Annotated in this window: 18 protein-coding genes and 1 tRNA gene; 7 read left to right on the top strand and 12 right to left on the bottom strand. The window is 57.5% G+C overall.

The genetic code is table 11. The annotated features are described in order from the left end of the window. Nucleotides 1-16: 16 nt before the first annotated feature. Complete coding sequence (rseP, locus tag M8N44_RS01845; protein WP_102729189.1) at nucleotides 17-1,462, bottom strand: RIP metalloprotease RseP; 1,446 nt, start codon at nucleotides 1,460-1,462, stop codon at nucleotides 17-19. A 123-nt stretch (nucleotides 1,463-1,585) separates the two neighbouring features. Between rseP and M8N44_RS01840 the strand changes: the two genes are divergently transcribed. Continuing rightward, nucleotides 1,586-2,383, top strand: coding sequence for a thioredoxin-like domain-containing protein (locus M8N44_RS01840; RefSeq protein ID WP_022396603.1), 798 nt, complete (start codon nucleotides 1,586-1,588; stop codon nucleotides 2,381-2,383). Nucleotides 2,384-2,512: 129 nt separating this feature from the next. On the opposite strand, the gene rplT is transcribed toward M8N44_RS01840, so the two are convergent. The 4 genes from rplT to M8N44_RS01820 form a co-directional block, all read right to left on the bottom strand. After that, nucleotides 2,513-2,896 carry a 50S ribosomal protein L20 gene (gene rplT, locus M8N44_RS01835; protein ID WP_022396602.1) on the bottom strand — a complete coding sequence of 128 codons (384 nt, stop codon included), beginning with the start codon at nucleotides 2,894-2,896 and terminating at the stop codon, nucleotides 2,513-2,515. A 149-nt stretch (nucleotides 2,897-3,045) separates the two neighbouring features. Beyond that, nucleotides 3,046-3,255, bottom strand: coding sequence for a 50S ribosomal protein L35 (gene rpmI, locus M8N44_RS01830; RefSeq protein WP_012420592.1), 210 nt, complete (start codon nucleotides 3,253-3,255; stop codon nucleotides 3,046-3,048). Nucleotides 3,256-3,379: 124 nt separating this feature from the next. Next, nucleotides 3,380-4,942: a hypothetical protein gene (locus M8N44_RS01825; RefSeq protein WP_146021217.1), complete on the bottom strand. Its 1,563-nt coding sequence runs from the start codon at nucleotides 4,940-4,942 to the stop codon at nucleotides 3,380-3,382. Nucleotides 4,943-5,525: 583 nt separating this feature from the next. Beyond that, the gene (locus tag M8N44_RS01820) at nucleotides 5,526-7,679 is read right to left on the bottom strand and encodes an excinuclease ABC subunit UvrB (protein WP_102729191.1); all 2,154 of its coding nucleotides are present in this window, start codon (nucleotides 7,677-7,679) and stop codon (nucleotides 5,526-5,528) included. 86 nt (nucleotides 7,680-7,765) lie between these two features. Between M8N44_RS01820 and M8N44_RS01815 the strand changes: the two genes are divergently transcribed. Continuing rightward, nucleotides 7,766-8,146: a magnesium transporter CorA family protein gene (locus M8N44_RS01815; protein ID WP_022396598.1), complete on the top strand. Its 381-nt coding sequence runs from the start codon at nucleotides 7,766-7,768 to the stop codon at nucleotides 8,144-8,146. 39 nt (nucleotides 8,147-8,185) lie between these two features. Here the strand turns inward: M8N44_RS01815 and M8N44_RS01810 are convergent, their stop codons facing one another. After that, nucleotides 8,186-8,638: a hypothetical protein gene (locus M8N44_RS01810; RefSeq protein ID WP_102726952.1), complete on the bottom strand. Its 453-nt coding sequence runs from the start codon at nucleotides 8,636-8,638 to the stop codon at nucleotides 8,186-8,188. Nucleotides 8,639-8,744: 106 nt separating this feature from the next. Between M8N44_RS01810 and M8N44_RS01805 the strand changes: the two genes are divergently transcribed. Together M8N44_RS01805 and M8N44_RS01800 are read left to right on the top strand one after the other, a co-directional pair. Continuing rightward, nucleotides 8,745-8,829 (top strand) — tRNA-Leu (locus tag M8N44_RS01805). 575 nt (nucleotides 8,830-9,404) lie between these two features. Further along, a complete protein-coding gene (locus M8N44_RS01800) occupies nucleotides 9,405-9,776 on the top strand; it encodes a hypothetical protein (protein WP_146021218.1) in 372 nt (123 codons plus the stop codon). Between the two features lie 42 nt (nucleotides 9,777-9,818). Here the strand turns inward: M8N44_RS01800 and M8N44_RS01795 are convergent, their stop codons facing one another. Both M8N44_RS01795 and M8N44_RS01790 read right to left on the bottom strand, forming a co-directional pair. Next, nucleotides 9,819-10,979 (bottom strand): MFS transporter, encoded by a 1,161-nt coding sequence (locus M8N44_RS01795; protein WP_102722937.1) that lies wholly within the window; start codon nucleotides 10,977-10,979, stop codon nucleotides 9,819-9,821. 230 nt (nucleotides 10,980-11,209) lie between these two features. Next, nucleotides 11,210-11,590 (bottom strand): NADH-quinone oxidoreductase subunit A, encoded by a 381-nt coding sequence (locus M8N44_RS01790; RefSeq protein WP_022397226.1) that lies wholly within the window; start codon nucleotides 11,588-11,590, stop codon nucleotides 11,210-11,212. 127 nt (nucleotides 11,591-11,717) lie between these two features. Between M8N44_RS01790 and M8N44_RS01785 the strand changes: the two genes are divergently transcribed. Next, nucleotides 11,718-12,809 carry an MBL fold metallo-hydrolase gene (locus M8N44_RS01785; protein WP_102722936.1) on the top strand — a complete coding sequence of 364 codons (1,092 nt, stop codon included), beginning with the start codon at nucleotides 11,718-11,720 and terminating at the stop codon, nucleotides 12,807-12,809. Between the two features lie 150 nt (nucleotides 12,810-12,959). Here the strand turns inward: M8N44_RS01785 and M8N44_RS01780 are convergent, their stop codons facing one another. Continuing rightward, nucleotides 12,960-13,784 (bottom strand): Cof-type HAD-IIB family hydrolase, encoded by an 825-nt coding sequence (locus M8N44_RS01780; protein WP_102722938.1) that lies wholly within the window; start codon nucleotides 13,782-13,784, stop codon nucleotides 12,960-12,962. 526 nt (nucleotides 13,785-14,310) lie between these two features. On the opposite strand from M8N44_RS01780, the gene M8N44_RS01775 reads away from it, so the two are divergent. Further along, nucleotides 14,311-15,672 carry an ankyrin repeat domain-containing protein gene (locus M8N44_RS01775; RefSeq protein WP_022397229.1) on the top strand — a complete coding sequence of 454 codons (1,362 nt, stop codon included), beginning with the start codon at nucleotides 14,311-14,313 and terminating at the stop codon, nucleotides 15,670-15,672. A gap of 32 nt (nucleotides 15,673-15,704) precedes the next feature. Here the strand turns inward: M8N44_RS01775 and M8N44_RS01770 are convergent, their stop codons facing one another. The 3 genes from M8N44_RS01770 to M8N44_RS01760 all read right to left on the bottom strand — a co-directional run bounded on the left by M8N44_RS01770 (nucleotide 15,705) and on the right by M8N44_RS01760 (nucleotide 19,199). Continuing rightward, nucleotides 15,705-17,492 (bottom strand): sialidase family protein, encoded by a 1,788-nt coding sequence (locus M8N44_RS01770; RefSeq protein WP_102722748.1) that lies wholly within the window; start codon nucleotides 17,490-17,492, stop codon nucleotides 15,705-15,707. Between the two features lie 85 nt (nucleotides 17,493-17,577). Beyond that, entirely contained in the window at nucleotides 17,578-18,366 is a 789-nt protein-coding gene (locus tag M8N44_RS01765; protein WP_102729192.1) for a GDSL-type esterase/lipase family protein, read from the bottom strand. A 155-nt stretch (nucleotides 18,367-18,521) separates the two neighbouring features. Further along, nucleotides 18,522-19,199, bottom strand: coding sequence for a GDSL-type esterase/lipase family protein (locus M8N44_RS01760; RefSeq protein ID WP_249852992.1), 678 nt, complete (start codon nucleotides 19,197-19,199; stop codon nucleotides 18,522-18,524). A 376-nt stretch (nucleotides 19,200-19,575) separates the two neighbouring features. Between M8N44_RS01760 and pflB the strand changes: the two genes are divergently transcribed. Beyond that, nucleotides 19,576-21,843 carry a formate C-acetyltransferase gene (pflB, locus tag M8N44_RS01755; protein WP_102729194.1) on the top strand — a complete coding sequence of 756 codons (2,268 nt, stop codon included), beginning with the start codon at nucleotides 19,576-19,578 and terminating at the stop codon, nucleotides 21,841-21,843. Nucleotide 21,844 lies beyond the last annotated feature (1 nt).

The raw sequence follows: 21,844 nt of genomic DNA, 5'->3' as shown, positions 1-21,844 counted from the left end.
GGGTCGCCGCCCGCGTTTAATCCGTCACGGCCTTGAATACCGGGGTGGGCAGCTTGTCCGGCTTCTTGCCAAAGAAATCCCCCACGTCCTTGAATGTCACGAACAGGAAGAAGCCCATCAGCAGGAAGACGAAGCCGAACTGCACGAATTCCAGCACTTTCACGTTCAGGGGGCGGCGGAAAACCAGCTCAATGGAGTTCATCACCACGTGGCCGCCGTCCACCACAGGAAGAGGCAGGATGTTCAGGATAGCCAAGTTCACGTTCAGCACCACGGAGAACCACAGGGCCAGCTTCCAGCCTTCCTCCAGGGAGAACATCTTGTAAAACTGGTTGGCAATTCCCACGGGGCCGGAGAGGTGCTCCACGCCCACGCTGCTGCCGGGGGCCACCACCTTCGCCAGGGTATCTCCCATCCATTTCAAACTCTGCTTGATCTGCGCCCACGGAGTAGGATGCACAGTTACGTCACGGCCCACGGAGCTGAGGTCCCAGGTTACGCCCAGAATGGGCTGGGCGCCCTTGAGCAGGGAGCCGTTCGCGCCGTTGTGCCAGTTCTCCGGAAGCCTGCCCTGGATGTTCACCTGCCTCGCGGCGCCATCCTTGCCCGTCACGTCCAGCAGAAGCGGTTCATTCTTCTTCAACAGCCCATCCAGCGCCGCAGGGCTCCAGATGCGTTCCCCGTTGGCAGCCGTCACCACGTCGCCCGGCTTCAATCCGGCCTGGTCGGCAGGAGAATTGGGAAGCACTTCCCCGATGACGCAGGGCATCGCCTGCATCAGCCCTACCTGGCGCATGCCGGAGCGCTGCCACCAGGACGTTTCCGGAATCCGGAACCCGCAGGAAATTTCCATCTCTCCTTCATGCCCAGGCCTCTGCACCGTAAAAACTACCTGGTCATGCTCACCCAGCATAATCAGTTCCCGGACGCCTTCCATATTGCCCGCCCACTTGTCCACCGGGCGGCCGTCCACCTTCACAATCCTGTCGCCGGGCAGAATGCCGGACTGGGCCGCAGGGCTGTCCGGAGCAACAAAGCCGACCGTAGTCACCCCCATCTCCACATCAGGCTTGCCCACCATCCAGACGGCCACGGCAAAAAACACGGCCAGCAGGAAAGAGGCGATGGGGCCGGCGGCGGCCACGATGATCTTGTCCAAGGGGGTAACGGGCTTCAAATCCTTGGGAAGCTCTGCTCTCCCTTCAATAGCCTCCATCGGAGCCATCTGCGGCAGGGAAACGAAGCCGCCGGCCGGAATCCAGCCCACCCCCCATTGCACGCCGTTGACGGTCTTTTTCCAGATGGGGCGTCCAAACCAGATTTGGAACCTGTCCACGTACAGGCCGCGCCAGCGGGCGGCGAAAAAGTGACCCAGTTCATGAATGAAAATCATGAAGTTAAACAACATCACCACACCGAAGATAATGGCAATGGTGGTAAGAACGGAAAGAATGCTATCCATGGTAGTGCTTTGTGGGTCAGGTTATCATGACGCCTCCCGGCGGACAAGCTTCAAGGATGTCCTAATGACAGAGGGAACATTTAAATTCTGGACATGCGGCAGAAAACACCATAACAACGAAAGATGATTGTCTCCAAGTTTCTCATGACGGGCATTCCGGCAGCCGCATTGATAGCCTGTACGCCCTTTCTTCACGCCGCGCCTCAGGAAGAAGCGGACATCCCCTCCATGACCCGGACCTGGACGAACAAGGAAACGGGCGCCACCTTCCAGGCTAGGCTGGCCGGCTTGAACAGCGTCAACGCGATCATGCAGAACGTCTTCACGAAAAAGAAAATCCCCTTTCCCCTCAAAAAACTTTCCAGGGAGGACCTGGACTGGATTGACTTCCACAAGGAGCTGGTCGGCAAGACGGATGCAGAGCTGGCTAAAATGGTCATCCCGAAAGGAGTCCTGGGCAAACAGCTGAAAGGGCTGACCTACCGGGAAAAGGACGGCAAGTTCGTCAAAATGGACGGCAAATGGAACGCCAGGTATTTTATCCTGTATTATTCCGCGAGCTGGTGCGGCCCGTGCAGGGCCTCCCTTCCGCGCAACCTGGAGGTGTACCGGGATAAAATCGCTCCCCGCAAGGATCTGGAAGTAGTCCTGTGCAGCATGGACCATGCGCTGGAAGGCGCCCAGAAATGGGCCGTTTCCAATAAGATGCCGTGGCCGGTCTTCCTGTTCGGCTACCTGGACAACCTTTCCAAGGAAAGCCCTCTGATCCGCAAGAATTATCCCGGTCCCATCCCCTCCCTGGTGCTGGTGGACGCCAACGGGAACAAAATCGCTTCCGGCAGCATGGATGGACTGGTGCGGAAGGTGGAGGAGCTGGCCAGCGCGGAAAAGGAAAAGGAGGCAACGGCCGAATCCGAATAAACGAATCCTCCCCTGGCGGGATTTCACGTTTTTTTCCGCACCCGGACATGAAGACGCAAAACAGCCCCGGAAGGCTAACCTCCGGGGCTGTTTGTTAATGTTTACTGAACAGATGGACTCTGCTGCGTCTTAGGCGCGGAGAGCGGCACCATCCTTGGCTTCAATGGCTTTCTTCGCTTGGGCGAAGATGGCGTCAAAAGCCTTTTCGTCGGAGACGGCCAGGTCGGCAAGAACCTTGCGGTCCAGATCAACGTTGGCGGCTTTCAGGCCTTCCATAAAGCGGGAATAGGTCAGACCGCGGTCGCGGACGGCAGCGGAAATACGGGCGATCCAGAGACGGCGGAATTGTCCCTTGCGTCTCTTGCGGTCGCGGTATTCATACTGCCAAGCCTTGTAAACAGCATCCTTGGCGTAGCGGAAGAGTTTGCTGCGGAAACCGCGGAAACCCTTGGCACGCAAGAGAATGCGCTTACGGCGCTTGCGAGAGGCCGGTCCATTAGTGGCACGTGGCATAGCTTATTTCTATTTCTATCTTGAACAGACTGTTCTTCCTCACCTCCCTGCAGTCTCGCCTGTTCTTATCTTCTCATTGGAAGAAGGCTGCATGAAGGCCCCCCGTTCAGCGGGGGGAAAGCTCGGCGTTGGTCGAGCGTTTCCGCGGTTTAGGCGAAAGGCAGGTTCTGCTTGACTGCCCAGACTTGCGTTTCGTCCACCAGAGCCACCTTGCCAAGCTGACGCTTGCGCTTGCTGGATTTCTTCTGGAGGATGTGGCGCTTACCCTGTTTACGGCGCAGTACCTTGCCCGTGCCGGTAACCTTGAAACGCTTGGCGACTGCCTTGCGAGTTTTATTGATACCACCTTTGCGGGTCATGGTGGAAGGAGTATAGGCGCCAATCCGCTCTTGGCAAGTGGAAAATGACCCCGAAACATTTTTCCGGTTAAAATGGCACGCTTCCCCACCTGCCCGGTCCCCCTCCCGGACCAGTGCGGCACGCTCAAATTCCGGAGGAAAGGCGGCCTTCCTTTTTCTCTCCCTCCTTCGGGACATCCGCTCTTTTGGCGCAGGAGATGGAATAAAGCAGCAGGACGGGGAACAGCAATTCCAGAGGCAGCATATAGCGGACTTCATACGTAGTCGCCGCCGCGCCAATGGCCAGAACCACTCCGTAAAATGGCACAAAAGGGATCAGATACGCCTTTTTCTTCATCATTCCGTAAACGAGGAAGCTGAGCACGCAGCCGTAAAACAGGGAAAGCTGCGGCATATCCCTGACATTGCCCGCAGGCAGGTTCCAAACCATCTGGCTGTTCAGAAGAAGAATCTTCCCCGCCAGCAGGGGATTGTCCGCAGAAACGGAGAAAAACAGATTCCTGACAAGTTCCCCTTTGCCGGACAAGGTCCACGCAAACCCATACTTCATTCCCGTCTCCCAGGACTCAAACAGGCCCGTGTGGAGATACTTCTGCCCGTACCCGGCTGACACTGCGGGATGCAGGGAATCTTCATAAAGGCGGTACTGCCTCATGATGACGTCCCTAGGCATGATTTCCCGTTCAATCAGCTCCATGTCTCCGTCACTCACCTTCCCGCCCTCTGCAACAATATCACAGACCACATGAGCCATCTTGGCATACTTGGTGCCGGACGCGCCGCTTTCCGCATCCATCAGAAAGGGAAGGACGAGAAAAGCGAACAGCCAGCAGCAAATTCCCCCTATCACGGGAATCGCCAGGCGGCGGAATTCCTCACGGTGATGGAACATATGGACGGACAGGGCCGCGACAGTAAGAAAAAACGGAACGGCTCCGTCATAGCGCAGGCTCCCGGTTCCGGCCAGCCCAAGACCGATCAGCCACAGGGCGGAGGTGCGTTTTTCCAATAACCAGGAGCATAATCCCACCGTAAGCGCCATCAGGAAAATGGAATAGGGAACGTCCTTGATCACCGTCGTCACCATCTCAAACTGGAACAGGCACAGCAAGACGGCTCCCAGCACGATCAGCGCCCGCATCCGTTCACGCGCCGCCCAGGAAACGATCATGAAGCAAACGGACAACAGCAGCCCCAGTTGAACCAGAACGATGGCCTGAAATTCCGGCCAGACGCTTAAAACACCCTTGCACAGCAGGGTGTGGGCCAGCGTATGCATCAAATTATACTGTCCGCTGACGATCTGGGGATACTGGCGATATTGGAAATCAAAGGAACACTGTGAACCCGCATGCCACCACCACGCCAGCACGGCGATGGAAATAACGGCCATGACGCCCCATTTCCCCCAGGGGCTCCACTCCGTTTCATGGCGCGCGCCATACCATACCACGCCATTCAACGCCTGTACGGACAGGCATAAAGCCATTAAAAAAATTCCATACTGGACAATAGAGGATGCGGCGCCCTCCCAGGTTCCGAAACACAGGCCATCCGCACGGAACACGAGACCCAGGGGGAAAAGAATGACACTGCAAATTCCGCAGGCAGCCACCACCTTCTTCCACGGCAGCATGCAGTCATCCGCACGCCAGCGCCATAAAACAAGCAGAGAAGCTAGAATCACGAAGAAAAAGAATACGCCAAACATCATTCCGTCACAGTCAATGAACCCAGTGCCGCTCCGGCGCCTGGACGGATAAACTAACGGATTGCTAATCCGTTACGGATTAGCACGGAATGGACTCCATGCCACAGGGAGCGCCGCAAGCCTTGCGGCATCCGGACATCAACAGGAACGGCAGAAAACTTTTTTCCCTGAAAGTCAGGGAATCGTAGCGAGACACCTGCTTTTCAACGGCTGCAAAGGCTTGCGCCGCTCCAAAGGCCGGTCATGCAATTCCGGAAGGTTTCACCACAAGGGAACGTTTCTCAATAAGGACATGGCTATTCAGCATAAGTCCCTTGTTATAAAAAACAGGCCTTGACCCCGGATTAGCAATTCGTTTTTTGAAATGCGGCAACCTCCCATGCCTTCTCCGTAAAAGGGTTCCCCGTTTTTGGCAGCGATTGCCGCGGAACATTTCTCCCGGGAAAAACGCTTGAAAATCAATCATCGGCACGATGATCCCGGAAAAATGGCGTCATTGCCTCCGTCCCGGTCTGGAACATCCGGGCTTTCCCGTTCCGGAGGGGAAAAGAGGCATTCTTCAAGGAATGCCCTGCTCTTTTTTACCGCCTTCGCGCATTTGCCTGATTTCATCCCGGATCAGGGCGGCGCGTTCAAATTCCAGATGGGAGGCCGCCTCCTTCATTTCCGCCTCCAACCTGGCAATGCGCTCTTCCAGCCCGTACCCGGCCTCGTCCTCCGTCACGCGGAAGGACTCTTCATCCTCTTCCGCATACAGTTTCAACTGCCCCTGTTCGGACCGGCTCACCGTCTGGGGAACAATGCCGTGCTCCAGGTTGTACTTCTCCTGAATGCCCCGGCGGTAATCCGTCAGCTCAATCAGCCGCTTGATGGAATCCGTCATTACATCCGCAAACAGGACGCACTCCCCGTTCAAATGGCGCGCGGCGCGGCCCGCCGTCTGCACCAGGGACGTTTCATTGCGCAGGAAACCTTCCTTGTCCGCATCCAGAATGCACACCAGGGAGACTTCCGGCAAATCCAGCCCCTCCCTGAGCAGGTTGATGCCCACCAGAACGTCTATCCTCCGGGCACGCAGGGCGCGCAGAATCTCCACGCGCTCAATCGCGTCCACATCCGCATGAATGTAGGAAACCTTCAGCCCCACCCCCTTCAGGTACTCCGTCAGGTCTTCCGCCGTCTTCTTGGTCAGCGTCGTGACCAGCACGCGTTCATTCTTGGCAACGCGCTCGTTGCACAGGGCAATCGTCTCGTCAATCTGCCCTTTCAGGGGACGGATGGTGATCTTCGGCTCCAGCAGGCCGGTGGGACGGATAATCTGCTCCACAATCAGGGGTGTGGAACGCTTCGTGGGATCAAACTTCTCCACCGGTTCCGTAGACGGGCTGGGAGTGACGCGGATATCCTTGGGGGAAGTGAACAGAATCCCCTTGAAGCCTTCCGGCGCCTTTTCCCCGGACCTGGCGGCACGGCGCACGGGAATATAAGTCTTGTTGTCCGCACGGCAGTTCACCAGCTCAAACGGCCCCGGCGTAGCGGAGGCGTACACGATCTGGTTCTGCCTCTCCATGAACTCATGGAATTTCAACGGCCTGTTGTCCAGCGCGCTGGGCAGGCGGAAGCCATGCTCCACCAGAATATTCTTGCGGCTGCGGTCCCCCTCGTACATGCCGCCCAGCTGGGGCACGGCCACATGGCTTTCATCAATCAGGGTCAGGGAATCCTTGGGGAAGAAATCCAGCAGCGTGGAGGGGGAACTGCCCGGCAGGCGGCCGGAAAGATGGCGGGAATAATTCTCAATCCCCTTGCAGAAGCCCAGTTCTTCAATCAGCTCCAGATCGTAATCCGTACGCAGTTTCAGGCGCTGCGCTTCCAAAAGACGCCCATGCTTCTCAAACCATCCCACGCGGTCCTCCAGCTCCGCCCGGATGGCCTTAAGCGCCGCGGCCCGTTTTTCCGGAGCGGCCACGTACTGCTTGGCCGGGAAAAAGGTGTAACTCCCCAGCCGTTCCCGCACGCGGCCGGAGGTGGAATCAATCAGGGAAACCCGTTCCACCTCGTCTCCGAAAAACTCCACGCGGATCGCCTCCCCTTCCGAATAGGCGGGAAACACCTCCACCACCTCCCCGCGCACGCGGAACGTGCCGCGGGTAAAATCAAAATCCTGCCGCTCAAACAGGCGTTCCACCAGCTGCCGGAGGAACACGTCCCGGTCCATGATGTCTCCCTCACGAATGCGCAGGGTCAGGTTACGGTAATCTTCCGGGGTGGACAGGCCGTAAATGCAGGAGACGGACGCCACCACAATCACGTCCCGGCGCGTCATCAGGGAATTCATGGCGTTCAGGCTCAGGCGGTCCAGCTCGTCATTGATGGCGGAATCCTTCTCGATATAAGTGTCGGAACTGGCGATGTACGCCTCCGGCTGGTAATAGTCGAAATAGGAAACGTAGTAATCCACCGCGTTATTCGGGAAAAAGCTTTTCAGCTCCGAGTGAAGCTGCGCGGCGAGCGTCTTGTTGTGGGAAATCACCAGCGTGGGCCTGTTCATCCGGGCGATCAGATTCGCCATCGTGAACGTCTTGCCGCTCCCGGTCACCCCCAGCAGGCCCTGGTGCTTGTTGCCCGCCTCCAGAGACTTGAGCAGCTTGCCGATGGCCTGCTCCTGGTCCCCGGAGGGCTTGAAGGAGGAATTTAATTCAAAAGACGACATACGCGAGGAAGCCAGTATAATCCCCCCGCCCCGCCGGGCTAGGACAATGTTTGACAATTCCCCCCTGCTGACCCAGTATATGCGGCATGTACATTCCCACGCAGGAAGAACGGTATGCAAAAAAAGGGTTCGTCTCCCTCATCCTGTGCGTCGTGGTCCCCTCCTGCCTGTACGTCTCCCTTCTATCCAAGCAACTGATGATGGTGCGCGGACATGAATGGGAAGCCATCATGAAAATCTTCCTGGCGTTCACCTATCCGCTGGCGGCGCTCTTTGCCATGACGGGCATTCCGTTCTTCTGGTGGTCCGTGGGCATCTCCCTGGCGGTCCACGCGGGAATCGTCATCTGGCTGAAGACGGCTCCCCGCCTGTCGCCCAAAAAGGCCATCTGCATCGCCCTGTGCGTGGGAATGCTGGATTTCCTGTTTGTGAAAATATTCCCCTTTCCGGCGCAAATCATGGGCTGAACTGCCCTGCGGAACGCCCGGAATGTTCCGTCCTCCGGTTCAGGACTGCTTTTTAGCCAGGGCAATAATCTGCCTCTTGATCTCGCGCGCCGCTTTTTTGGAATCCGCCTGGTAGGCCTCATACGTAAAGCACTGCGCCCCGGAGCCGTCGCTGGCAGTCAGCACCAGCTTGGGATAAAACTTGCCCTTTTCCAGGGCCTCCTTCACGGGAGCGGCCACCGTGGACTTGCCTCCCTTCACCGGGAGATAAACCAGCACGCACCGTTTTCCCACGGCTTCAAGAAATCCCTCCGTCACGCCGGCGGCCAGCGGGCAGGTCGTGGCCGTGTTCGTATAAAGATAGGCCACGGGCTTCTTTTGCTCTTTCGCTGTTTTCAGAGCCTCTTCCATTCGGTCCGTGGTGAAAGTGCTTTTGGGCAGCCTGACATCCGCCCGTGAATGGGGGGACGCGGCCAGAAGACAGACACTCAACAGGGTAATTAACATTTTCATAGGCCGCCACCATACGGGCTGCCCTGGGGCATGTCAAAGACAAAGCTCCCCCGTTTAATCTTGAACGCCAGGGCGCGGTATGGCAGAGTGCGCCCACGCATTCGTCGCGCCTGTGGCGAAATTGGTAGACGCGCCAGACTTAGGATCTGGTGCCGAAAGGCGTACAGGTTCGAGTCCTGCCAGGCGCACCATTTATGCCCCTCCTTAAGTAAACAACTTGAAGGGGGGTTTTTGTTTATGATGAAAAATTGGACCCTTTCAAGCCGCTTTCGCCCCTATTTGACAAGGTATTTCCGCCATGCCAACTACATCATGCACGGGTATTTGGCCGCCATGTAAAACAACAATCCAGTGCCTTATTCATCATTATCTACGCTTGTCACCATCAGGTAAGGCGATTGGATGAATTACTCCGCAGTAATGACAAGAAGTACCCGGCTGACGGCTCCCAACAGAAAAGCCGGCGGCCGCCCTTCGCACTCGCCTGCCCTGTCCGTACATTTGGAAGTCAATTCGTGCACCCGGCAAAGAGAATATTCAAAAAATCCTGCTTAAAAATTAATTTAAAATCCTTATTATCAACACAAAAAAATAATCATGAATACCATACCCAAGAAAAAATAGAACCCGTTAATATCGGAAATTTCATACCACACCCCCAACAATACGGTCACAACTGTCTCCCGGCCGCTATCAGGGCCCGGCTCCATTTATTCCCAGAAGGCGGAGAGTAAAAACCAAACCGCTGATTACCAATTATAAAGGCTTGTTAACATTTGACGCCAATCCGGCAGTATTGTCCTCCGTCGGCCTGAGATCGTGCGTTTCGGTCATCTACACATCGACAGACATACACGCTCAAGCATGCGCCCATGTTCATCACGCCAATTGCGGAACCCTCACACCAACTGATATTTATCAAGCTATCCAGTCTCTTTACCCGGATAATCCAGACTATTCACCCGATCCCCGTAAAATCTATGTAGTCTATGCCCACCTCGGCAGCAACAATCTATATGAAGTGGAAATCAAAAAATTGCCGGAATGCGATATTCTCATAAACAACATCATAGAAATAGAAGAATTGCCTGTAGATAACTTTGGAATAGATAATAAGGGCTGCATAGGTTGCTCTTAATGACGTACCCGCATGCCCGCGCTCATTCCCTTTTCCGGAAGTTTACCTGAACTTTTTCAGGAAGGGGGCGATGAACGCCGTGCCCAGCCCCACCAGGGCAATGAGGGAGAAGGACCACCGGAGGGAGAAAGCATGGGCAATGTGGCCGATGACCGGAGGCCCCAGCAGGAAGCCCAGAAAGCCGATGGTGGAGACGGAGGCCAGGGCTACGCTTGGTATCATTTTTTTGGATTTTCCGGCCATGCTGTAGCAAAGGGGAACGATGGAGGAGGTTCCGAAGCCCACCAGCAGGAAGCCCAGCGTGGCGGACCACAGCATGGGGAACAGGACGGAGACCAGCAGCCCGGAGGCAATGAGAATGCCGCTGGCGCGCAGCACGCGCACGGGGCCGAAGCGCATCACCATGCGGTCCGCCGTAAAGCGTCCCAGGGCCATGGTGCTCATGAACGCCACGTAGCCCATCTGCACCAGTCCGGGACCGGGCTGCACCACGCTTTCAAAGTACACGCCGCTCCAGTCAAACATGGTTCCCTCGCTCACCATGCTTCCGAAGGCGATCAGTCCGATCACCAAGACATAGGCATCCATGCTCCGGAACATGCCTCCGCCCTGGGTGGAGGAGCGGCGTGCATCCCGCGGCAGGAGGGAGGGGGAAAAGACGGCCAGAATGACCATGCACATCAGGAAAATGGCGATGAAGTGCATTTCCGTGGATACCTTCCAGTCCACCATCACCGCCCCCAGCAGGGCGCCGAAGAATCCCGCCAGGCTCCACAAGCCATGGAACCGGGCCATGATGCTGCACTGGTACAGCCGCTCCACTCCCACGCCCTGCGTGTTGACGGAGATATTCGTCAAATTAGCGGCCACCCCGAAGAAAAACAGCCCCGCCGCCAGTTCCCAGAAGGAGGACGCCATGCCCAGATACACAAGCACGGCGGGATAAAAGATGGAAGCCGCTATCAGTATCCTCCGGCTGCCGCAACGGCCCACCAGATAGCCGGACAGCGCCATGGCGGACATTTGCCCCACCGGAACGGCAAAGAGCACGGAGCCAAGGTCGGCGTCATTCAGTCCCAGCGCATTCTTGATGTCCGGAATACGGCACGCCCAACTGGCGAATACCAGGCCCTGGAGAAAATAGAAGGTGCTGACCGACAGGCGGTAGACTCCCTGCGTCGTTTTGGGAAGAGGCAGATTCATGCTGGATTTCCTGGTCACGCAGACGCTATCCCCATTCCCTTTCCCTGGCAAGAGAAATCATCTTTCATACAATAAGAATTTATCCGCAAAAGAGACATAGAGGCAAGGAATAAGCCTTAAGGGGATTTTTCCCCGCCATAGGATTTCCCAGGGTTGTCCCCTCTCTTCCCCATGAAAAACGCCGCGTTCCCGACGGAGCACGGCGTTTGATGAAATGGAATAAGGAAGGGTCAGCGGGGATCGTGGTGCCAGTTCAGGGCCCCCTTGCCCAGCGCGTACAGGTAGGCCACCAGCAGAATGCCGATGAAGATGCACATGGCCGTGAAGGATTCCGGATTCATCATCACATAGTCCCGGAAGTTGACGGCCCAGGGATAGAGGAATACCACTTCCAGGTCAAAAATGACGAAGAGCATGGCCACCATGTAGAATTTCACGGAGAACATGGGAGCGCCTTCCCCCATGGGAATCATCCCGCATTCGTAGGGAATGTCCGCAGGCTTGCGCACGGAGGAGCGCTTGCCCATCAAGATACTGAGCAACAAGATAATGCCGGCCAGCCCCAGGGCTGCCACCACTTGCACAAGCACTGAAAAGAATTCCTGATTCATGACGTCTGGCACGGATGTACCATATACGCCCCGGAAAAGCAAAACTAAAAAGGGCGGCGGCTTTCATGCTGACGGGGGCGCCCGTTTCCTCCCGGAACCGGAACCGTTATGATGGACCGCGTTCCCCATGTCCCTGCATTCCTTCCTCCAGTCACGGCTCTGCCGCACATTTTCCTTAGAAAAACGGGCGGCGCAACGGTTCCACTCTCCGGAACCGATACCGCACCGCAGCCACTGGAGCATCGTCAAATGGATGCTCACGCGCCGTCCGCGCCCCTATCCGTCCGTGGCGGAAAACGCCCGTATTCCCTCCTTTCATGTTCCCGTGGAACGGGGGCAATGGGAGGCCGTCATGGTCAATCATGCCACCATCCTGATCCGGCTGCACGGCCTGAACGTGCTGACGGACCCCGTCTGGTCCGGCCGCGTGAGCCCCGTGGCATGGATGGGCCCCAAACGGAAGCGGCCCGCGGGTATCGCATGGGAGGATCTGCCGCAGGTGGACGCCGTACTGGTTTCACACGACCATTACGACCATTTTGACGCGCCCACCCTGAAAAGGCTGGAGGAACGCTTCCACCCCGTCTTTCTTGTTCCTCTGGGGCTGCGCCGCCTGCTTCTGCGCCCTTGCGGCGCACAGGCGCAGATCCGCGAGCTGGACTGGTGGCAGTCCGCCGCCCTGCCGTCCGGGGATGGGGAAACCACCGTCACCTTCACCCCCGCACGGCATTACAGCGGCCGCAGTCCATTCCACGGAGACGCCAACCGGTCCCTGTGGGGAGGCTTTTTCCTGCGCGCGGCGGACGGTCCGGGCATTTATTTTGCCGGAGATACGGCCCGGACACGCTTTTTCGCGGAAATACGGGACCGCCTCGGCTCTCCGGACCTGGCCCTTCTTTCCATCGGGTCCTATCTTCCGGAAGAACTCATGGCAGGCGTCCATCTGTCGCCGCGCGACGCAGTCCGGGCCTTTAAAACGCTGCGCGCCAGGCAGGGCATGGCCTTCCACTTCGGCACCTGGCAACTGGCGGACGACGGCTACCAGGAAACGCTGGACGATTTCCGGGAAGCCCTTCGCCGGGAAGGCGTGGAGGAAGCATCCTTCATTGCCGCGGACAACGGGTTTACGCTCCCATCAAATGGAGAACCCAGTCCCCAGCCGCTTCCATCAGAACCAGACACCCCGCCAGAATCCCAAGAAGGGGATCCTCCAGCTTGAACAGCAGAAAGCCAGTTCCCGGCAAAACGCCGCCCACGCAGGCGAACACGGCCATCACCGGCATGGAACATAAGCCTGCCAGCCACGCCAGGATGCCCCATGCCCTTGTTTTACCAGTTTCCCTGCTCCCGGCAATATGGACCGGACGGCTCAGCAGTCCCCGGCCCCACCCTGCGGAGCATGGACCTCCAGCAACTTTCCGAGCACCTGCATGACTCCGTTTTCCTGATTGGACGGGGCCTCAAACGCGGCCATGGCACGGATTTCCGGCACGGCGTTCGCCACGGCATAGCTGAACCGGGCCTGCCGCATCATTTCCGCATCATTCATCTGGTCCCCAAAGACCATCGTTTCCTCCGGAGAAATGCCCAGTTTCCGCTGAATCAGCTCCAGGGCGGCGCCCTTATCGGCCCCCTTCCGGCTGATGTCCATCCATTTTTCTCCGGAGACGGCCACCTGGAAGCCATGCTCCAAATGCTTCAGGCGGGGATAACTGTTTTCCTTCGCTCCCTTGAAGTCATATACGGCTATTTTCAGCAGCTTGTCCCCCTGCACGTCCAGCAGGTCATCCACCTCCTTGCAGCGGGTGTAATACCGGCGGGCCTCCCGGACGAATTCCGGCTGTTTATCTTCAATATATGCGGAGTCCAGGCCCGCAAGGACAATGCACGTCCCTTCAATGCGCCTGATCATGGCAATCAGCCCGGCCACCGTTTCACGGTCCATGTCCAGCACCAGCCATTCTCTGGAACCAGACGCCACATAGGCGCCGTTTTCGGCAATGAACAGCATCCGGTCCGCCACGGGGGCAAAGGTCCGGCGCAGTCCGTCATACTGGCGCCCGCTGGCCGCCGCAAAGCGGATGCCCCGGTGTTCAAGTTTTTTAAAGAGGGAGAAAAACGCAGGGTCCAGTTCTCCCTTTCCATTGAGCAGCGTTCCATCCATATCGGACGCAATAAGTTTGACGGAGTCCATAACGTTGCCTGAATCATCATGCGCCGTTTCTTCCAAGGCAAGAGCGGCTTCAGACAGCACGGGCCAGGCGGCGGAAGAGACGTTTCAGCACACAGTAACGGAAATGCCGCCTTTTTTCCGGCTGTTTTTACGGAAAACTGGTGCTCCCTGCATTTTTTAACTTCAATGGCAACAACAGCAAATGAAAGAAATTTTAAGACAGACGTCACAACCGCAACGCCTAACGCATCATACCGGATTGTGAATCCGGACATAATTCAAATAATTGGAATTAAATGAACCACATCATAAGACCCATGTCCAATATGACGTCCGGGGCATGACACCATATTTTCCGCCACCCTCGCAAATGACTTTATCCACGGGCTTCTTTTCCATGTCAGGCAGGAAAAAATCTCCCTCCGGATTCACAATCCGCCGTTTAAATTTCCATATAATTCGCTCCGGGCATTCCTTGCGCGTACCATTTTTTCATTGCCCGAAGTTACGGATTCCTGCATCATGGCTTTTTGCAGTTCCCCTGCTTATGATACACACGACCTTAAGAAAGAAAACCCTCTGGTTTCTTGGAGCTTTGAGCGTTTTTGCGGCTCTTGTCGCAGGCTCCACCATTTTCTGGTTCCTCAGGAATGACCCTTCCCCCGCGGAATGGAAATTCAACCCTATCTGGACAAAAGCGGAAAGGGAGCAAATTCTTACCGCAGCGGATTTCACGGCGCACCGCAGCCCGGAGCGTTTCATTTTCCGCGGGCTTTCCCCCAATTCCCGCCATATTGACTGGCACATGTTTTCCGAGGTTTCCATGCGCCAGTACATGCAGGACGAAATCAGGGAAAGGCTCCAGATGATCCGGAATACGGCGGAGAGCGCGGACGGCCGCTGCAGCACCTCGTCCCACGAAACCCTGCTGCACCTGGCTGCGGGGCTCGGAGAGGTGCAATTGCTGGGCCGCCTTCTGCAGCGCAACGCGGACCCGAACCTCCAGATCATCCTGCCGCACCAGGCCCTTCCCTCCATCCCGGGGTCCGAACAGGGGGATACACCCCTGACTTATGCCTGCCAGCCCGGAATGGACGATACCAGACCCCTGCCGGTGCACAACAGGCTTTCCTGCCTTAACCTGCTGATCCAGAACGGCGCGGATGTGGATAAACCGGGCCCGATGGGCTGGCCTCCCCTCGTCATGACCTGCGTAGCCGGCATCGGAGGGGCGCCCTATGAGGAAACGGCTCTGTTTCTTCTGAAATGCGGGGCGGATATTTCCCTCCAGCCGGAATTGAGGGGTAAAAAAACCAGTCTGCTGACCTGGGCCGCCGCTGCCGGATACCCTCTTCTGGTCCGCAAGCTTTGCGAAGCCGGGTATGATCCCAATTTCCGCGGAGAGATGACCCCTCCCCTTCTTTCCCTGAACCTGAACACCCCGAAAACCGCGCTGCAAATCGCGCATACCCTGCTGGAGTACGGGGCGGACGTCAACGCGGCCATGCCCATGAACACGGCTCCGCCGGATTCCGGGGGAGACACGGCCCTGCTGAACCTGTGCCGCCAATTGGCTTTCATTGATATATCCCATCTCCCCCAAATCAGGGAACTGGTCAATCTTTTCATCAGCGAGGGGGCGGACGTCAACCATCAAAACGCAGCCGGGGAAACGGCCCTCATGCTGTGCTGCCGTGACATGCTGCTGGGGGACGATTCCCTTGACCGCCTGAAACTGGGCATTGCACGCCTGCTGCTGGACCACCAGGCAGACCCTTCCCTGCGTGACAAGTACGGGCGCACGGTCCTCCAGCAGATAGGCAACCGGTCAAACGACCATCTGCACATGGTCCTGAAGAACCTGCCGGAGTTAAACGCTTCACCGCTTCCGAAAAAGAGAGGCCGCTGAGTTCCTGCCGCCCCCCTGCGGCAGGACGCCTTTTATTTCACCCGGGCGTTCACCGTATCCAGCAGGATGCCGGCATCCGGTTTGGAACCGGTGCTGATGAAATGGATGTAACTGGCTCCGTTGGGAGATTGATTGGCCATTTTCAGCGTTCCGGCCTTCTTCCCGTCCAGGGAGACCACAGCCTGCGGCCCCTGCCACAGAATGGAAATTTCATGCCACGCGCCGGGCGCAAAAGGAACTTTTTTCATGCCCAGCAGCAGATGGGGCGCGGGCTTCAGCTTGATGGGGAAGGTGAACAGGGCGTAATCCTTCGTGGTGGTATCACAGGCATTGAACAGGCGGTCCGTCAGGGAAACCTGAAGGCCGGAATCGTCCGCCTGGTCCCCGTCCGCCACACGGAAGCGGAACTTGACCAGCCCCGTGGTCCCGTTCGGGAAGTTCCAGGTGGCGCCCCCGTTCTGGTAATCCACATTGGATTTCTCATTAACCAGTTCTGGATCATTCAGGCGTTTGATTTGCAGCACTTTTTTTCCACCTCCAGAGGGGTCGGGCACCAGTTCAGCGGAGGGTTTGCGGTTATAGCTGCAATGGCCTTTTTTCTGGGGGATATAGGTATGGATGGTCCACTGGCCGTCCAGGTCCCTGCCCGTCTGCGTGGAACGCGTTTTGGCAGCCACCCAGCGGCGGTCCACAATGACCAGGCGGCGGTGGTTTTTGTGCTGCCCCAGGGAAATCAGGATGCGGTTCTTGTCAAGCTGCACCATTTCACTCTGGTGCTTGCCGCGGTCCTCCGGACCGTCCAGGGTGGCATAGCCGGGATGGTTGCGGTGTTCGTCCAGAATGATTTCCCGGAATCCGTACCAGGTCTTGCCCTCGTCATTGGAAAGGGCAATGTGGTGGGAATCACGGTTGGTGAACACGTCCTCCCACGTGCCGTTGCCTGCCGTGGCGTTTTCAGGCAGGGCCATCGTGTTCGTCCACAGGGAGACGATGGTTCCGTCATCCAGGCGGCCCAGCGTATTCATGGTCAGGGTTCCGAAGAAACGGGACGGCTCCGGCTTGCTCCATGTTTCACCGAAATCCTTGGAGAAAGCCTGCCACGCCTGGTCCTGGGAGGTGCGGGCCAGCGCCCACAGGGTGCCGTCCTTCATTTCCAGCACTGTGGCTTCCACGGCATTGTTGAACCACCTGACGCCCTGGTGGGGCGGCCTGGCTTCATGCTTGGGAGAGGTAACGCCATTTTTGGACACGCGCCAGGTCAGGCCTCCGTCGTCGGAAATATGGAACTTGGTGCCGCCGCCCATGTTATGGAACGGCACGATCACCCTCCTGCCCTTGTTGACAAAGGTGGGCGTGCGCATGATGCCGCCCAGTTTTTTCAGATTTTTCTGCTTCTCCGGATTTTTCCAGTCTTCCTCCAGCTTGCCGTCGTTCGTGACCGCAAACCACTTGCCGTCCAGGCCTCCCTTGGAGAGGAAGATGAACCCTCCGATGGGCTGCACGCGGATGAATTCCCTGGTCACGGGGTTGCGCGCAATCGCCGGGGATTCCTTGGGAATGCCACCGTAGTTGGGCGGGTAACCGCTCGGAGCCGCCTTCATTTCCCAGGTCTTTCCGTTGTCCTTGCTGACCAGGTAGTCCGGTTCCTTGCGGGTGCCGGAGTAATGGCGGATTTCACGGGAGTTCACGCGGATGAGGCCGCGCCCGGCATCGGACGGCGGCGTAGCGACAATTTCAGGCTCCGGAGCGGGAGCGGCGTTCTGCTGGGCATAACAGCAGCAGACGGAACCGGCAAACAACGCAAACAACAGGTTTTTCATAAATCAAATACTAAAGGCGGTACATTTTCCTCAAACAGGACTTCCCCTTCAAGCACAATTCCCTCCTTCCTCAAAAAGACCACCGTCAGGAATGCTTGCCCGCGGATTTCCCGCCGCGGTATTTCGCATCCAGCTTTTTCAGAAGTACGGACAGTTCCTTCTCCAGCACCTCATACCCTTTGGCGTTGGGATGCACTACATCCTTCATCAATTCATTGCGCGGAGAAACGCCGTCCGCGGAAAGGAGAGCCTTCCCCGGATCGGCAAAAAAGACGTTTTTTCCATTCTGCAGCTTTGCGAGCAGCTTGTTCGTCTGCTTCACCGGCTCCGCCAGGTTTTTCTCCCTCCTGGGCAGAATGCCCAGCAGCAGGATTTTGGAAGAGGGGCATTTCTGATGCACCAGGCGGACAAATGCCTTGATATTGTCCGCACAGGCCTGCGGAGCATCCTTCCGGTGGCCCAGATTGTTGGTTCCCAGCAGAATAATGATGACCCGCGGGGAGATGCCGGCCAGCTCCCCGTTCTGCACGCGGTAATAGGCATTGTCCACGTAATCAAAGCCAAAGCCCATGTTGGTCACCGCATGGGGACCGAACAATTTCTCCCAGGAGGCCTCCCCCGCCTTCCTGCTGTCTCCGGAGGGTTCCCCTCCCCAATGATGGGTGATGCTGTCCCCTATCATCACGTATTCCGGCTTCACGGCCCGGTTCCGCTTCTTGACGGCTTCATGCCGCGCATTCCAGTCATACGGATCCCGCTGGTGGGGTTCCGGCTTCAGGGTGGCGGGCAGCGCGGCCGCAGGAGCGGAAAATGCGGGGAGCGCCAGGCAGGCGGCGCCCAGCAGCGCAGTGAACGTATACAGCAGGGAATTCATGACGGAAAAACGGAATTGAAAAGCAGTTTAAGGAAATACTTCCACGCATCAAGACCACATGCTGAAGCGGCCTTTCCCGGAAGAAAAAGACCACTGCCCCGACAGCCGGCCATGCCGCGCCGGAACATCAGGACGCGCATCCTCCCATTCCTGTCTTACCGAACTACGGAACCTCCCTTGTATCTGCCGTCTATTTTCTCCAGAAGCGAACTCAATTCCTTCCCCAGCACGTCATATCCCGCAGCACTGGGATGCAAGCCATCCACCAGCAGGCCGCTCTTTGGCGACACGCCATCTTCTGCCAGGAACGCCGTGCCCGGATTGGCAAAAAACACCCTCTTTCCATCAGCAAGAACGGATATCATTTTATTGGTTTCCACAATCAGGGGCGCCACCGCCTTTTCCTTCCTGGGCAGAATGCCCAGGAGCAGGATTTTAGAGGCCGGGCACTTCCGCCCCACCAGGCTCACAAAAGCCTTGAGGTTGTCCGCGCATGACTGGGGGGTATCCTTCCTGCCGCCAAGATTATTGGTTCCCAAAAGCACGATGATCACGCGCGGAGAGATTCCGTCCAGTTCCCCAAGCTGCACACGGTAGTAGGCATTGTCCACGTAATCTGAGCCAAACCCCATATTGGTCACCGTATGAGGGGAGAAAAGATTTTTCCATGCCTCCTTTCCCGTCCCCAGGCCCCTGTTGTCTCCGGAAGGCTCCCCTCCCCAGCGGTGGGTAATGCTGTCGCTAAAGACGGCATATTCCGGATTAACGCTCCGGTTCCTCTCCATCACGGCCTTATGACGGCCATTCCAGTCATAAACGGCGCGCTCGTTCACCTGAGGCTTTAGCGTAGACGGCAGCTCATTGGCGCACGCGCCGGAGAAAAAGGCTGCGCAAGAAACTCCCGCCAGCAACAAACAGAGGAATGAATGGGATTTCATCAAAATGATAGTTAAAATATTGTTGGCGGCAATTTGGAGAGTAAAGAAAAAACTATCCCCCATAACCGTAAATTTCCCTCATTTTTTATTCCGGAACAGCCAGATGCCTGAAACAGACCAGCGCAACCGTTCCAGTTCCCCCGCCTGGAAGAATTGGCCTTGTTGACCGCTAACATTCCCGGTATAATCAGGTGGTGCGGAGTTTCGCCGCTTCCGGGCTTTCAGCGGGCGCGGAGCGTCTTTCTCCGGTCTTCTTCACTACATCCTATTTATGATCAGCATAGTAAAAGACTTGAAGGAATCCCCCGCCCTTCCGCAGGAATGGCAGGGATTCAAGCCGGGAGCATGGACGGAGTCCATTGACGTACGGGATTTCATCCAGAACAACTACACGCCCTATTCCGGCAATGAAGAGTTTCTTTCCGGCCCTTCCCAACGCACGCTCCGGCTCTGGGAGGAACTGAAAGTCCTGCTGAAACGGGAAATAGACAACGGCGGCGTGCTGGATGCGGACCAGGAAGTGGTCTCCTCCATCGTCTCCCACAAGCCCGGCTACATTGACAAGGAGCTGGAAGTGGTGGTGGGCCTCCAGACGGACGCTCCCCTGAAACGCGCCCTGATGCCCTTCGGCGGCCTGCGCATGGCCCAGCAGGCCCTTGAATCCTACGGGTTCAAGATGTGCGAAAAAACGGCGGATATTTTCAACAAGATACGCAAGACGCATAACGAGGGCGTTTTCGACGCCTACACCTCCGACATCCGCGCCGCCCGCTCCGCCGGCATCATCACCGGACTTCCGGACGCCTACGGCCGCGGCCGCATCATCGGGGACTACCGCCGCGTGGCCCTGTACGGCACGGACAAGCTGATTGCCGAACGCCGCAAGGATCTCAAAAACCGTGAAAATTCCCCCCTTACGGATGAGCTGATCCGCCTGCGCGAGGAAATGAGCGAACAAATCCGCGCCCTGGAGGAACTCGCCCGGATGGGCGCCTCCTACGGCTGCGACCTCAGCCGCCCCGCCGGGAACGCCCGCGAAGCCGTGCAATGGACCTACCTGGGCTACCTGGCCGCCGTGAAGGAACAGAACGGCGCGGCCATGTCCCTGGGCCGCGTCTCCACCTTCTTTGACATTTACTTTACCCGCGACCTGGAACAGGGCCTCATCACGGAAGAGGGAGTGCAGGAAATCATTGACCAGTTCGTGATGAAGCTGCGCATCGTCCGCTTCATCCGCACGCCGGACTACAACAACCTGTTCTCCGGGGACCCCACCTGGGTGACGGAATCCATCGGCGGCATGGGGGAAGACGGGCGCACCCTCGTCACCCGCAGCTCCTTCCGCATGCTCCAGACGCTGTACAACCTGGGTCCGGCTCCGGAGCCGAACCTGACGGTGCTGTGGTCCGGGAACCTGCCGGAAGCCTTCAAGAATTTCTGCGCCAAGGTTTCCATTGAAACGTCCTCCGTCCAGTACGAGAACGACGACCTGATGCGCCCGCACTGGGGTGACGACTACGGCATCGCCTGCTGCGTGTCCGCCATGCGCATCGGCAAGCAGATGCAATTCTTCGGTGCGCGCGCCAACCTCGCCAAGTGCCTGCTGTACGCCCTGAACGGCGGCGTGGACGAACTCAAGGGGAAACAGGTGGCCCCGCCCTCCCCGCGCTATACGGAGGAAGTGCTCAAGTACGACGAAGTGATGGCCCTGTACGACAAGATGCAGGACTGGCTTGCCAAAACCTACGTTGACGCGCTGAACATCATCCACTACATGCACGACAAGTACTGCTATGAACGCATTGAAATGGCGCTGCATGATCCGGAAATCCTGCGCACCATGGCCACGGGCATCGCCGGGCTCTCCGTGGCCGCGGACTCCCTGTCCGCCATCAAGTACGCCACCGTGAAGGCCGTCCGCAATGAAGAGGGCCTGATTGTGGATTTCAAGACGGAAGGGGAATTCCCGTGCTACGGGAACAACGACCCGCGCGTGGACGAAATCGCATGCAGCCTGGTCAGCAACTTCATGGAAAAGCTGCGCAAGCTTCACACCTACCGCAACTCCCTGCCCACCCAGTCCATCCTGACCATCACCTCCAACGTGGTGTACGGCAAGAAGACGGGCAACACGCCGGACGGCCGCCGCGCCGGGGAACCGTTCGCGCCCGGCGCCAACCCCATGCACGGAAGGGACAGGAACGGAGCCGTGGCCTCCATGCTCTCCGTAGCCAAACTGTCCTATGGCGACTCCCTGGACGGCATCTCCTACACCTTCTCCATCGTGCCGCAGGCCCTGGGCAAGGAAGAAGGGGAACGCCGCACGAAGCTCGTCTCCCTGCTGGACGCCTACTTTGCCGCCACCGGGCACCACATCAACGTGAACGTGCTGGAGCGGGAAACCCTCCTTGACGCGATGGACCACCCGGAAAAATACCCCCAGCTCACCATCCGCGTTTCCGGCTATGCCGTGAACTTCATCAAGCTGACCCGGGAACAGCAGCAGGAGGTCATCAACCGCACCTTCCATACCCGTTAAC

This window comes from Akkermansia massiliensis, assembly GCF_023516715.1.
GTDB lineage: Bacteria > Verrucomicrobiota > Verrucomicrobiia > Verrucomicrobiales > Akkermansiaceae > Akkermansia > Akkermansia massiliensis.
This window is presented reverse-complemented; position numbering and strand designations above follow the sequence as displayed.